This is a genomic window from Chryseobacterium pyrolae (assembly GCF_025153485.1).
Lineage (GTDB): Bacteria > Bacteroidota > Bacteroidia > Flavobacteriales > Weeksellaceae > Chryseobacterium > Chryseobacterium antibioticum.
In genome coordinates this window covers 81,470-94,751 of the sequence record NZ_JANZQH010000011.1, presented here as the reverse complement: position 1 = coordinate 94,751, position 13,282 = coordinate 81,470, and the positions used below count along the sequence as shown (strand labels likewise).

The following is a 13,282-nucleotide window of genomic DNA, read 5'->3' as shown; positions in this document are numbered from 1 at the left end:
CTCGCTTTTTTGTATATAATCTTTAGGGTTATAAATTACTTTTTGATCAAATTTTCTATAAGCTTAGTTTGGACTTCAATCATTTTAAAAATTTGCTCTTGGTTTTTGAATATGGTATCAACTAATTCTTCTGATAAATTATTATTGATGGTTACATTGTTATTATGATGAATTGTACCAGTTGCTTGATCTGTATTATTTTGTATAACAGATTTTTCATCTAACAGCTCATAAATACTGGTTTCATGAAAATCGGCTATTCTTACTAAATTATCGGTATTGGGTTTAGCCTGATCAGCCTCCCATTTATTATAAGCAGATTGGGAAACTCCCAAAATATTAGCAATTTCAGACTGTGACATTTTCTTATCATCTCTCAGTTTTCTCAGTTTGGTTCCCAATGTTGTCATACCTTTTAAAAATTACCACTAAAGTAATAAAAATTATTACTAAAGTATATCAACAGTCTGAGTTTTTGCAGATACTTTTGAAAATAATAATCACTCTAATGTGATTACAGTATTTTTTATATATTTAACAACTTAAAACAAACAAATGATTATGAGAAAAAAAATTATTCTCAGGCTGCTCTTACTAACAGCTTTTATGGCCTTGCTGTGGTCTTGCCAGCAGGAGCTCCAGCAAGCTGAACAGGAATATGATGCACAGCTTCAAAAAAACACTGTAGAATGGCTGTCACGTGCGCAGTTAGAGAAAAATCATCCTCAGGTACTGGATAAAATTAACCGGATATCTCCAAACAATGCTTCTGACAACAACAAAACCTATACAGACACAGAAAACGAATTTTCTATAGATACTGACGAGGCATACGTTGTGAAGGATGCCAATGGTACAAAAACCTATACTTTTAAAATAAAAAGAGATTCTGAAAAAGATGAAGGATCTTTGGAAAACCTTATCTTAAAAGATATAGGAGACGGTAATTTCTTTGCCTATTTCATTACATACGATGCTGCTGCCCTTAGCAACAGCCGGGAAAAGCCACTGTCTTCCGAAGAGCTTTCCCACAATATTTCTTTATATGCGGTAGGGAAAAAGACTTCTGCGGAAATCTTTGGAAAGCTGAATTCCTGTCCTATGGTTTTTTATCCTGTAGGAACCTATGTATATGTTTCGGGGCATCAATGCATAGAAGGTTTGCATGACTATGGAGAGCCTTGCGCTTATTTGGGAACTTCCAATGCTGCCACACAGGGTGGCTACGAAGTAGTGTACAACATGACGGTACAGGAAACTCCCGGAAGCTGTGGAGGCGCTTCGTCAGGTGGTGGTATGGGAACTACTCCTGTGTATGGTGGTGGAGGCGGAAATATTAATCTGCCAGAACTGAATGATCCTTGTGAGAAAATAAAGAATCAATTTAATGATGCCAAATTTAAAGAAAAGGTAGTTGCTATTGATAAACCGGAAGTTTTTAATTATGATCATGAAATGGGATATGCGGCAGGATATCCTCCTCCAAATACTGGGGTTACGGGAACACAGTATCAGCCTATGGAAAATATGCTTGGCTCACATCATGTAACACTTCCCGATGGTAACCAATATTTTGGATTTATTCATTCTCATAATAATGAGAGCAATGGGGGACAGCCTGTGAAAATATTTTCACCTGCAGATTTGGCTACTTTTTTAACAAGTTGTGTTGCCAATGCTGATGCACAGGGTAATATTACAGATGCTTATGCAATGGTAATAACATCGGAAGGAAATTATATGCTACAATTTACAGGACAGTCCTCTGGTTTTGGTATTGGCCCAAATACTAAGAAATTTTGGTTATCTTGGTATGAAAGAGAAATAGGTAATTTAATTTTAGAAAATGAAATGACACAGCCAAATATAGAAAAAGTATTTTTAAGATTTCTAAAAGAAAAAGTTAAAATAGATGGAGTAGAGCTCTATCAAGTTGAAAAAATAACTGGAAAAGCTAAAAAATTAAGTTTAGATCAAAATAATAATGTTATTCCAATTCCTTGTCCTTAAAACTAAATAAAAAAATTATGAAAAAGATATTAACACTATTAACTTTGCATTTCATTTTACTTAGCTGTGCACAGATATACCCATTAAATACAAATACGGATGTTCCAAATGGAGCATATATAAAAGATTTAAATAATGAACTTATTCCTTATGAAGGAACCTGGAAGGGAACCTGGGATAATAAAACTTTTTTTCTTAGCTTAAATAGGGTGAAAAAAAATATGGATCATAAAGAAAATAACCCTTATTATAAAGATATATTAGTTGGTAAATTTAAAGTTTTAGATTCTTCAGGAAATATTTTATATGATAATACTACTTTACCAGATCAAGATACTAAAATTGAGGGGTTAGGATTTATAAAAAATACTACTAAATATATTTTGTTTTATGTAGATTCAGATATTTGTAATATTTCGGGCCGTATTTATTTAACTTTTACTAATTCAATGTTAGATTGGAAGTTTATGGATACAACGGATATTATAGACTCTTCCTGTCAATATTATAATTCTAATCCATTTCCACAGCCATTACCAAAGAATATTATTTTAACAAAACAATAATATAAGTCTCTTCGGAGGCTTTTGTTTTAAACACAGATTATGAAAAACCAAATTAAAATTCAAAACCCCTGCACGGAAAACTGGAACGATATGAAAGACTTTTCCTTGGGGAAGTTCTGTGAAAAGTGTACTAAATGCGTCGTTGATTTTACAGATAAAACTGATGCACAAATTCATGATATTTTTAGTACAGCCAATGGAAAAGAAATCTGTGGAAGAATTTCAGCACGATCATTAGCGATGGCTGCTACAGGAATTATTTTAATAACCAATCTTAGTTTTGTTCAGGCTCAAACCAAAACTAACTTTGGAATTATTACTGAACAAAAAGTAATAGATATTACAAAAGTATCAGGGAAACTTATCTTCAAAAGAACAAAAAAGGAAATATCAAATGCCGAAGTTTTCTTCATTTGCAAATCAAAATACATTAAAACAACGACCGATGAAAATGGAAATTTCACATTAGAAATACCAAACGAACTGATTGAGAGAAAAAATGTTTTATACTTTGATTTTGAAAAATTAAATAATGAAACATATAAGAACCTTGACAGAAAACTTTCCAATGTAATGAATGGTGATATTTATGAAAATACATCAATTATCTTTCTTAAAAATGAGCAAATTCATGAAAAAGAAATTCAAATCGATTCTCAACACTCATATATAGGTGGTGTATCCATGATGTCAGAAAGTCCTCCGGACTATTATTATTTTAATGGAAAAAGTATCAGCGAAAGAAAATTTGAGAAGCTCAAAAAAGAAAACTCAAATTATCAGTACTTTTTTTTCGAAAATAAAGAAGCGGAAGTTATTTCCCAAAAAAGCTATTTGAATAGTTTACAATTACTCTATTCAGACTAAAAGCAAAGGAAGCTGTTTCAAAAAGGCAGCTTTTCTGTTTTTCATAGATCCTAAAGAAGCAACTAACATTCTATTTAATACTATGTTGTCATTAAAGAATCGATAATTTTTCTAAAATCTAATCGATTTCTTAATGGTTTTTCTATTTTTGTGCTACTAATATTTAATTGAAATGTCTGAAATTGAGAATCAACAACCTCAAAACATAAAGAATAATCCACGGATTATGAAAGCCTGGGCCGTATACGACTGGGCGAATTCTGTTTACTCATTGGTTATTACCTCTACTATTTTCCCTATTTACTATTCCATACTGACTACTGCTTACGAGAAAAAGGAGTATGTGGAAGAAACAAAATCGTGGATTGATGTTCCGGTAAGGCATATGATAAAGATCTTCGGGAAAGAATATCAGCCGGATGCAGTGTATGGCTATTCACTTACGATATCATTTTTTATTGTAGTGCTGCTTTCTCCGTTCCTGTCTTCATTGGCGGATACTATCGGAAATAAGAAATCGTTCCTGCAGTTTTTCTGTTATCTTGGTGCTACTTCTTGTATGGGGTTGGCCATGTTTACTGGGATGCACAACGTATTTCTAGGTCTCCTTTTTAGTATTACGGCGAGTGTCGGATTCTGGGGAAGTTTAGTGTTTTATAACTCCTTTCTGCCAGATATTGCGACCCGTGATAAACAGGATGCACTTTCCGCAAAAGGATATGTGTACGGATATCTGGGTTCTGTAGTTCTTGTGGTGATCTGTTTGGTCCTTATTCAGGTTTTTGCAAAAGGAGCGGCACAACAGCTGTTGTTTACAAGAATAAGCTTCTTGTTAACTGGGGCTTGGTGGTTCGGGTTTTCCCAGTATACGTTCAAACATCTTCCTCAGTTTGGAGATGTTAAAGAAAAGTTACCTAAAGATCTTGTCCTTTTAAATTATAAGAATATCTTTAAAAAACATGAAGAGCAGGGAGGTTTCTTTGAAGTTCTGAAAGACAATATGAGCTTTTATAAAGATATTGCCAAAGAAAGCTTTCACGAGCTGTTTAAAGTGGGTGGGGTATTATTTAAAGATAAAAATCTAAAATTCTTCCTTTCCAGTTTCTTCTTTTACAGTGTTGGGATGCAGACCATTTTCTTAATGGCTACCTTATTTGGAAAGAGTGAAATCAATCTGGCTCAGGACAAACTGATTGGAACGCTTTTGATTATTCAGATCGAAGCGATTATCGGGGCGGTTATATTCTCCAGATTATCGAGGAAAATAGGGAATAGGAATGTAATCTCTATTGCCATTGTATTGTGGATCGTTGCTTGTCTTTGGGCGTATTTCCTGAACAAAGAAAATCCTACTGTAGAATATCAGTTCTATGGTGTAGCGGCAGTAGTAGGATTGGTAATGGGTGGTCTTCAGGCGATGTCCAGATCTACTTACTCCAAACTTCTTCCGGAAGACTCCATGGAAAATACCACGTATTTCAGTTTCTATGACGTACTGGAAAAAATAGCCATCATCATTGGAACGTTTATCTTTGCGACATTGATTGAACATTTTAATAATATGCGTATCGCAGCACTTTCAATGACTCTGTTTTTCGCGACGGGACTTATTCTGATCCGATTCTTAAAAGTCAATATGTTGAAAGACAAAGATATTTTATAAATACTAAGGCGTTATTTGATAACGCCTTTTTTCTTGCTTCAAAATTCTGTATTGTCTCAATTTAAGAAATATAGCTTCATCTTTATATTTATTGCGGTTTGAGTGAAAAAATATCTTAAAATATTAATTATTTATCACTCTATTTTGATTTTTTTTGTTTATTTGCACATCTAATTAAGTGAAAATGATAAGAAAAATCCTATTGCTATGTCTTTTGCAATGCTTTGTCTTTGGTTTTGCTCAAAAACTGAGACCCGTTGCACAAAAAATTTCTGAATATCATGCAGAGAAAAATAATTTTCAAAAGTATGATCTGTTTGAAGTGAATAAGGCACCCCAAAAGCTCTCAGAATATAAAAGAGCTGCGACCGACATTACGGTCATGAACGTAAAATCTGCTGAACTGAAAAGGCTGATTAATGAAAAACCTGAATACCTTGAAATAAGCTTTCCTTTCGAAGGTGATAAGCAGATTACTGTTGAACTTTATAAAAATCAGATTTTTACCAATGATTTTAAAGTAGTAACCAATAAAGGTGAAATTGTCAACTATACGCCCGGTGCTTATTATATCGGAATTGTGAAAGGAGATAATGCTTCTATTGCGGCTTTCAGCTTCTTTAACGGTGATATTGTAGGGGTAGCCTCTACTTCTGAGCTTGGAAATGTTGTGCTTGGAAAAGCAAAAAATGCAGAAGATTTTGTCAGTTATTCAGAATCTAAACTTACGGGGGCTAATCCTTTCGTATGTGGAGTAGATGAGCTGAAAGAAAATCAGGGAAAAAATAGTTCATTCAATCCGGCTACCGACAAAAAAGCGATGACGGAAAATTGTGTGAGAATCTATTATGAGGTATGTTTTAAGCCTTATCAGAATAATAATTCAGATATAGCCACTACCACAAACTGGCTGACTGCCGTTCATAATAATATTGCCACACTCTACAGCAATGATGAGATTAAAGTAGCATTGAATGAGATTTTTATCTGGACCACACAGGATCCCTACACCGGAACTCCAAATAACAACCTTTCCAGTTTTAGAAATAACAGACAAACCTTTAACGGTGATCTTGCGCATTTAATTAATGCTCCGGCAACTACCAGTGTGGCCTATGTTAACTCTTTATGTGGAACCTATAAACACGCATATTCAGGTATTTCTCAGACCTATTCCAATGTTCCTGTGTATTCATGGACTATTCAGGCAATGACACACGAAATGGGACACAGTCTGGGATCTCCTCACACCCATGCTTGTGCATGGAATGGAAATAATACAGCGATTGACGGATGTGGACCTCAAGCCGGGTACAGTGAAGGGTGTACAGGACCTATTCCTTCAACAACAGTTAAAGGCTCAATTATGAGCTATTGTCACCTCGTTTCCGGAGTGGGGATCAGTTTCAGTAACGGTTTTGGACCGCAGCCTGCAGCTTTGATCAGAAATACGGTTGATTCAAAACCATGTCTTGGAACGAATTGTACTACCGCCTGTCAATCTACCATCACGCAGATGAATGTATCAAATATTACACAGGTTTCAGCTAATGCAGCTTTTAGTGATGCTGTTTCCACATCCTGGAAATATAAACTGACCAAAATGGACGGAACTCTTGTAGAATCCGGAAATACAAGTTCTCAGGCACTTAATTTTAGCAGTCTTCAGCCTGCAACCTATTACAAATTATCTGTAGGAACAAACTGTTCGGGATCCAATGCCTACCAAAGAACCCAGGTTTTCCTTACAGATGCGTCATGGTGTGATGGAGCTCTGTTTACAGATACCGGAGGCCAGACTTCAGGGTACGCAAATAGCGAGACAATCGTTAAAACATTTTATCCGGCTTCAGGGGCGCTTACCATGACTTTTACGGAATTTGCTCTAGAACAGGACTATGATTTTATGTATGTCTATAACGGGCCTTCTACTGCTTCGCCATTGTTTGCCAATGGAAATAATCTGACAGGAAGCACAATACCTGCACCGTTCACTTCTACCCATTCTTCAGGAGCCATTACGGTGAGATTTGTATCTGATCCGGGTGTTACAGATAATGGATGGAAAGCCAACTTTTCATGCAGTGTTTTAGGTGTGGATGATGTCACTAAAAACGATAACACAATAAGTATTTATCCTAATCCTGCCAAAAATATGATCGTCATTTCATCTAAAGATGCTTTAAGATCTTATAAGATTTATGATGAAGCGGGGAGGCTCGTTATATCGGCTTCTTCTTTAAAAGGAAATAAGCAGGAAGTGAATGTTTCATCTATACAGACCGGAAACTATATTGTAACGGTAGAAACAGATAAGCAGACAGTCAATAAAAAATTAATTAAACACTAATTATAGAAGTAAGGAAGCCAAATGCTGGAAGAGGGAAGTTATTGAGAGCTAAAATAGAAAAGGCGCTCCGATTTTTATTCTTCTTTAAGGTTATTCATCAAATTCTGCCAATTGCCAGAAAATAAAAAACTTAGTGATGACTTCCGGCCTCCTTCTTCCATCTTCAAACCTAGTAATAAAAGCCTGATCATTTCAGGCTTTTTTGCTGTATTTAAATAAGATGACTTGTTTTTTTTAAAATTAATTAATGTGAAAAACAATTTTTATACGTAAATAAATAAGAATTCGGCTTAAGTTTTGCTTATATTCAGCGGAATAACTTTAACTTTGTAAAAAGATTTATTGTCAAAATGACGAACCCTCTATTTTATGCAAAAATAATTCTGTTCGGAGAATATGGGATGATTGAAGACTCCCAGGGGCTTGTAGTACCTTACAGTTTCTATAAAGGAGCCTTGAAATTCTCAGATTTGAGTTCTGAATTTGAACTTAAATCCAACAGACATCTGCAGAAATACTCTGAATATCTTACTGCGCTTGATCTTTCTGATGATTTTAAGTTGGATATTGAACGCTTTAAAAACGATATTGCATCCGGACTTTTCTTCGATTCTAATATTCCTCAGGGATATGGAGTGGGAAGCTCAGGAGCTCTGGTAGCTGCTGTTTTCGAAAAATATGCACTCACCAAGCTTGAGCCTGAACAGATTTCAAAAGATAATCTCAAAAAATTAAAAGCCGTTTTCGGTGAAATGGAAAGTTATTTCCACGGTAAAAGTTCAGGCATGGATCCTTTGATCTGTTATATGAATTTACCGATCCTTATCGAAAATAAAGAAAACCTGGACAGAGTTTCTATACCAGATGGAGAGGTAGGAAAAGGGGCTATATTTCTTATCGATAGCGGCATCACAGGAGAAACAGGACCAATGATCCAGATCTTCTTTGAAAAAATGAAAACGGAAGGTTTCCGCAAAACATTAAAAGAAGAGTTCATCCGTTACAACAACGCATGCATCGAATCTTTCCTTAAAAAAGATATGAATCCCTTCTTCAGAAACCTGAAAAAGCTTTCTCATTGGGCGTATGAACATTTCCGTCCTATGATTCCTGAAAGTATTTTCAACATCTGGAAAAAAGGACTCGACTCTAATGCCTACTATCTGAAACTCTGCGGAAGCGGTGGTGGTGGATATATCCTGGGCTTTACCAAAGATTATGCGAAAGCAGAAAAAATGCTTGAAGGCTTCCAGAAAGAAGTGATTTACAGATTTTAATTAGGCTGGAATGAATTCTGAAAAAGAAACTTTCCAATCTAAAAATTATATCTCTAAATCTATATTTTACAGATTGTCACAATTCGTGGGCTTTCTGATAGGCGCGAGATTCTTCGTTGCTTTATTGCTGACATTTGCCCTCTATGTATCTACATTCTTCCTTTTCAATCAGGATGAAACCTTTAGTAAATTTGTTTTCGACTTCAAGGTACACGGCATTATTTTCTGCACCGTTATTACTATTCTGGCCGGGGGAATCATCAATCAGTTTTATGATCTGGAAAAAGACTATGTTGTAAAACCTTTCCGTACCAGGATTCAAAGCTTCATTAAACAGAAATATTTTTTATACGCGTATCTCGCTCTGACAGCTATTTCTCTTGGGGTGGCATGGGCGATCTCTCATAAAGTTTTTGCTTTCTTTCTGGTGTACCAGTTTTTTATGTGGTTTTACAGTCATAAGCTGAGCCGGATTTTAATCGTCAATAATCTCACTTTTGTAAGCCTTACCTTGTATCCTTTTTTCGGAATGATGGTTTATTATGAAACATTTTCAAAGAAGGTGATGCTGATGGCTATTTTTCTATTTCTGATTCTTTTATGCATCGATATTGTAAAAGATATGCTGACCAAAAGTGTAGACAAAGCATTCGGTTATATAACGATTCCGAACTATTTCAAAAGCAGGAATACTCAGATCATCATTATTTCTTTGTTGATGGTTACAATGGCTGTTTCTATGAAACTCATTGCTAAAACCGGTATTTCAGGTTTTATGGCATACTATTTTGCAGGGGGACTTTTTGTGATGATCCTTTGCATATATCTTCTGCTGAACTCTTCGAGAAGAAGTAAATTCTTCACCCTCAATATATTAAGGTTTTGGGTTTTTGTAGGAATTATTGCAATGCTACTGAACGGAATTGAGTACAAATTATAGAAAAATTTCTTTAAATAAACTGAGGTTATTATTACCTTTGCAAAACTAAATTTAATAAAAAGGAATGCCCATTTTTAACGATACTAAAGTTGCATTTGCAGACAAGTCTGATGCACAATTGAGAAAGGCGTACTGGATGTTTAAAATGATTGAACAGCCTGCTCTTACCAGCCTTGGAACTTCTGTTCTTAATTTTACGGTACACAACAATTTTCCTTTCGTGACCGGAATTGTAAAAAGCACTTTGTTTGAACAGTTCTGCGGAGGAGAAACACGTGAGGAAAGTATGAAGGTGGTAAAACAACTTTTCAAAAGAGGTGTGGGAAGTATTTTCGATTACTCGATTGAAGGTAAAGAAGATGAAGAGACTTTTGATGCGGTGTGTAAAGAGATCAAGGATATCATCAGATTCTCTGTAGGAAATCCGGCCATTCCTTTTATCGTATTTAAGCCAACTGCTTTTGGAAGAATTGATCTTTACGAAGCTGTTGGAAAAGGGGCTGAACTTACCTCAAGCCAGAAAGAAGAATGGGCAAGAGTGGTAAAAAGGTTTGATGAAGTATGTGGCCTGTGTCATGAACATAATAAAAAAGTAATGGTAGATGCCGAAGAAACCTGGATGCAGGATGCGGCAGACCAACTTTGCGAAGAGATGATGGAGAAATATAACCAGGAAAAACCGATCGTTTGGAATACCATCCAGATGTACAGAACGGGCAGACTGGAGTATATGGAAGAAAATCTTGAGAGAGCGAGAGAAAAGAATTATTTCATAGGATATAAGATCGTGCGTGGAGCTTATATGGAGAAGGAAAGAGCAAGAGCTGAAGAAAAAGGGTATCCGGATCCTATTCAGCCCACCAAAGAAGCTTCGGACAAAAATTATAATGCAGGAATTGACTTCGTAATGAATCATTTAGATAAGGTATCTGCATTTTTCGGTACCCACAATGAGATCTCATCGGAATTGATCATGGATAAAATGAAGTCCAGATCTCTGGAAAATGGAAATCCACATATCTATTTTGGACAGCTTTACGGAATGAGTGATAATATTTCCTTCTATCTTTCAGATAAAGGCTATAATGTGGCTAAATATCTTCCTTATGGACCCGTAAAGGATGTTGTGCCTTACCTTACAAGAAGAGCGCGGGAAAACACTTCCGTAGCCGGACAGACGGGCAGGGAATTAGGTCTTATCAAGAAGGAATTAGACAGAAGAAAAAAATAGCATATTATACAAATATATAAGTCAGACCTGCATTTTGTACAGGTCTTTTTGTTGACTAGTTTATAGAAAAATATAGTGTTAATTATCAATTTCAATAGTCAGATACTATTATTGATAATTAAATATAAATAACATTATGTTAAAAATATATCAATATTATTTGATTTTTATTGTTTGATTAATTGCAAATGATTATATTTGATTAAACCAATAAAAACTAATATATGAAAAAAACATTACTCGTTGCTGTCTTTATGACAGCCAACTTTGCTTTTGCACAAACCTATAATAATGGAGGTTTAAGTACTGGGGCTACTTCTAAAGGTGGTCTTGCGGCGCCAGCCGGATACACATGGTCTGAGCTTCAGAACAACACCGGAAATACAACAGAGTCTAATACCAGCCTTGGAATAGGAGGAACATTCAGCTCGGCTACAGCAAGTTTTTTTCTTGCAGATGATTTTACGGTTCCTGCCGGGTCCAGTTGGCAGATCACAACCATTGACTTTTTTGCTTATCAGACAAATTATGTGGGGACAACTGCACCTTTTAATACGGTGAGGGTTAATATATTCAGTTCAGATCCTTCTGTGACTGGTGCCACAAGCGTGTATGGAGATGATACCACCAATAGATTCAGCGCTGGTGTAGATGCCAATATGTACAGAACGGGAAATAGTCTGGTACCAGCCCCTACAACCCCTGGAACTACCAGGAAGATATGGAAGATTACAGCAAGTACTCCTAAAACTTTAAATCCAGGAACCTATTGGATAAAATATCAGCTGCAAAATGTAGTTACTGCTAGTGCAGGCTTCTTACCTCCGGTTACCATCGTAGGAAACAGGGGGCTTCCTACTTTTAATGCGAAGCAATTTGATGCTATTTTGGGAACCTGGGCTCCTATAGTAGATGCAGGAAATCCTGCAGCAGCTCCGGATTATCCTTTGGATATGCCATTCGTTATTACATTTACGTCTACAATATTAGGGACACAGGAAACTATGCAGTATGATAACAGAGTTCAGGTTTATCCTAATCCGGTAAAAGACAATTTCAGAATTAATAATCCTGAAAAACTCAATATAAGTTCCGTGGAAATTATGGATGCTTCCGGAAAGCTGGTAAGAACATTGAAAGGCTCTGAAGAGTATCATGTTTCAGATCTGCCAAAAGGAAATTACATTCTGAAAATAAAGAATGAAGATGGCTATACAAAAATTACAAAACTAATAAAGCAATAGCTTTAGTTTTCTTCTTCAAATATTTTTTATCCTGGCCATTTTCTTTGGCCAGGTTTTTTTTAGGGCTCAAAACTCTCAAATTTTCCGTTTTCGTAGAACAGAACAATTCGTTTGATCTTATTGGATTGATTTCCAATCACTTGGTTTAGCATTTGATCGTTAGAATTTTCTAATCGCTGAGAATCGGATATATTTTTCTGAGCTTTATATGGGGGTGGTATAAACGATTCTCGCGGGCTCTCTTTCAGGGCCTTAATTTCCTCTTCTGCTCCGAAATCTTCATCCTTCATCATTGTAAATAAGTCGGGGAGCGGAGTCGGTTTTCCTTTCTCATCATCCGTTTTTTCTTCCGAAGCTGATTCTACTTCCGGTAATTCCGATTTCAGCATTTCACCTTCACCTGTCACCAACCAATCCCAAAGAATTTCTGGAAAACTGGATTTTATCTTTATAATAAATTCCAGAGATGGTTTGTTTCTTCCGGAAGTGATATGTGAAATGGAAGAACGTTGTACATCAATTTCATCTGCAAACTCAGAAGGACTGAGATTGGAATACTCTATAACTTTGGAAATTCTTTCGTTTAAACTCATAAAAATAAGTTGTCAATTGTTTTACAAATGTAAATAATAAAATTTACATTGACAAATTACAAAAGTAAATAACGTTGACTTTTGTCAATATACAAATGTAAATAAATGTAATCAGTTAAAAAACAGTTAATTATATTATAAAATACAATTATGAAGTACAATTGAGTAATGTAAACTCAATTCTAACCGGATAAATTTCTTTAAATAATCTTCTCTAGATACTTCTGATTTAGTAAGCACCAATGAAAGATATTTATGACGAAATGTAATATAAACTGCTGATTATTAGTGTTTAAAAATGTAAACTAGGGATTTTAGGCTTAATCTAATTAAAAGACTATCCTGAATACCAAAAAACATTTATTCCCTTTGTATACAAACGTAAATAAATGTTTAAATGGCTATATATAAGTATATTACGATTAATATAATGGATAAAATACTTTCTCTAATAGTAGGGATGTTGTAATTATACAGTAAGGTACTTTTAAACTCTAAATATATCTGAAATTCAGCAATAAACACTAAAAACTAGCAGTTT

At 35.2% G+C, this 13,282-nt stretch carries 11 protein-coding genes; 9 read left to right on the top strand and 2 right to left on the bottom strand.

Going from position 1 to position 13,282, the window contains the following annotated elements; translation table 11 throughout:
* Positions 1-35: 35 nt before the first annotated feature.
* Complete coding sequence (locus tag NZD88_RS19105; RefSeq protein WP_259831235.1) at positions 36-410, bottom strand: helix-turn-helix domain-containing protein; 375 nt, start codon at positions 408-410, stop codon at positions 36-38.
* Positions 411-561: 151 nt separating this feature from the next.
* Here NZD88_RS19105 and NZD88_RS19100 point away from each other — a divergent pair, with 151 nt between their 5' ends.
* From NZD88_RS19100 to NZD88_RS19060, 9 genes are all read left to right on the top strand, one after another.
* Entirely contained in the window at positions 562-2,010 is a 1,449-nt protein-coding gene (locus NZD88_RS19100) for a hypothetical protein (protein ID WP_259831233.1), read from the top strand.
* A gap of 17 nt (positions 2,011-2,027) precedes the next feature.
* Positions 2,028-2,576, top strand: a complete 549-nt coding sequence (locus NZD88_RS19095; protein WP_259831232.1) for a DUF6705 family protein — start codon at positions 2,028-2,030, stop codon at positions 2,574-2,576.
* A 39-nt stretch (positions 2,577-2,615) separates the two neighbouring features.
* Positions 2,616-3,443, top strand: a complete 828-nt coding sequence (locus NZD88_RS19090; protein WP_259831231.1) for a carboxypeptidase-like regulatory domain-containing protein — start codon at positions 2,616-2,618, stop codon at positions 3,441-3,443.
* Between the two features lie 172 nt (positions 3,444-3,615).
* Entirely contained in the window at positions 3,616-5,106 is a 1,491-nt protein-coding gene (locus NZD88_RS19085) for an MFS transporter (protein ID WP_169234746.1), read from the top strand.
* A gap of 184 nt (positions 5,107-5,290) precedes the next feature.
* Entirely contained in the window at positions 5,291-7,456 is a 2,166-nt protein-coding gene (locus tag NZD88_RS19080) for a M12 family metallo-peptidase (RefSeq protein WP_259831230.1), read from the top strand.
* A 350-nt stretch (positions 7,457-7,806) separates the two neighbouring features.
* Positions 7,807-8,733 carry a mevalonate kinase family protein gene (locus NZD88_RS19075; RefSeq protein WP_259831229.1) on the top strand — a complete coding sequence of 309 codons (927 nt, stop codon included), beginning with the start codon at positions 7,807-7,809 and terminating at the stop codon, positions 8,731-8,733.
* A gap of 10 nt (positions 8,734-8,743) precedes the next feature.
* Complete coding sequence (locus NZD88_RS19070) at positions 8,744-9,673, top strand: UbiA family prenyltransferase (RefSeq protein WP_169234749.1); 930 nt, start codon at positions 8,744-8,746, stop codon at positions 9,671-9,673.
* Between the two features lie 64 nt (positions 9,674-9,737).
* Positions 9,738-10,904, top strand: a complete 1,167-nt coding sequence (locus NZD88_RS19065; RefSeq protein ID WP_259831228.1) for a proline dehydrogenase family protein — start codon at positions 9,738-9,740, stop codon at positions 10,902-10,904.
* 224 nt (positions 10,905-11,128) lie between these two features.
* Positions 11,129-12,148 carry a T9SS type A sorting domain-containing protein gene (locus NZD88_RS19060; protein ID WP_259831227.1) on the top strand — a complete coding sequence of 340 codons (1,020 nt, stop codon included), beginning with the start codon at positions 11,129-11,131 and terminating at the stop codon, positions 12,146-12,148.
* A 59-nt stretch (positions 12,149-12,207) separates the two neighbouring features.
* Here the strand turns inward: NZD88_RS19060 and NZD88_RS19055 are convergent, their stop codons facing one another.
* Positions 12,208-12,741 (bottom strand): helix-turn-helix transcriptional regulator, encoded by a 534-nt coding sequence (locus NZD88_RS19055; protein WP_259831226.1) that lies wholly within the window; start codon positions 12,739-12,741, stop codon positions 12,208-12,210.
* Between the last annotated feature and the right edge of the window lie 541 nt (positions 12,742-13,282).

Bases quoted from the DNA above. Each gene is read 5' to 3' on its own strand.
- NZD88_RS19060 (WP_259831227.1), top strand. From the start codon at position 11,129: ATGAAAAAAACATTACTCGTTGCTGTCTTTATGACAGCCAACTTTGCT.
- NZD88_RS19070 (WP_169234749.1), top strand. From the start codon at position 8,744: ATGAATTCTGAAAAAGAAACTTTCCAATCTAAAAATTATATCTCTAAA.
- NZD88_RS19100 (WP_259831233.1), top strand. From the start codon at position 562: ATGAGAAAAAAAATTATTCTCAGGCTGCTCTTACTAACAGCTTTTATG.
- NZD88_RS19055 (WP_259831226.1), bottom strand. From the start codon at position 12,741: ATGAGTTTAAACGAAAGAATTTCCAAAGTTATAGAGTATTCCAATCTC.
- NZD88_RS19065 (WP_259831228.1), top strand. From the start codon at position 9,738: ATGCCCATTTTTAACGATACTAAAGTTGCATTTGCAGACAAGTCTGAT.
- NZD88_RS19085 (WP_169234746.1), top strand. From the start codon at position 3,616: ATGTCTGAAATTGAGAATCAACAACCTCAAAACATAAAGAATAATCCA.
- NZD88_RS19090 (WP_259831231.1), top strand. From the start codon at position 2,616: ATGAAAAACCAAATTAAAATTCAAAACCCCTGCACGGAAAACTGGAAC.
- NZD88_RS19105 (WP_259831235.1), bottom strand. From the start codon at position 410: ATGACAACATTGGGAACCAAACTGAGAAAACTGAGAGATGATAAGAAA.
- NZD88_RS19095 (WP_259831232.1), top strand. From the start codon at position 2,028: ATGAAAAAGATATTAACACTATTAACTTTGCATTTCATTTTACTTAGC.
- NZD88_RS19080 (WP_259831230.1), top strand. From the start codon at position 5,291: ATGATAAGAAAAATCCTATTGCTATGTCTTTTGCAATGCTTTGTCTTT.
- NZD88_RS19075 (WP_259831229.1), top strand. From the start codon at position 7,807: ATGACGAACCCTCTATTTTATGCAAAAATAATTCTGTTCGGAGAATAT.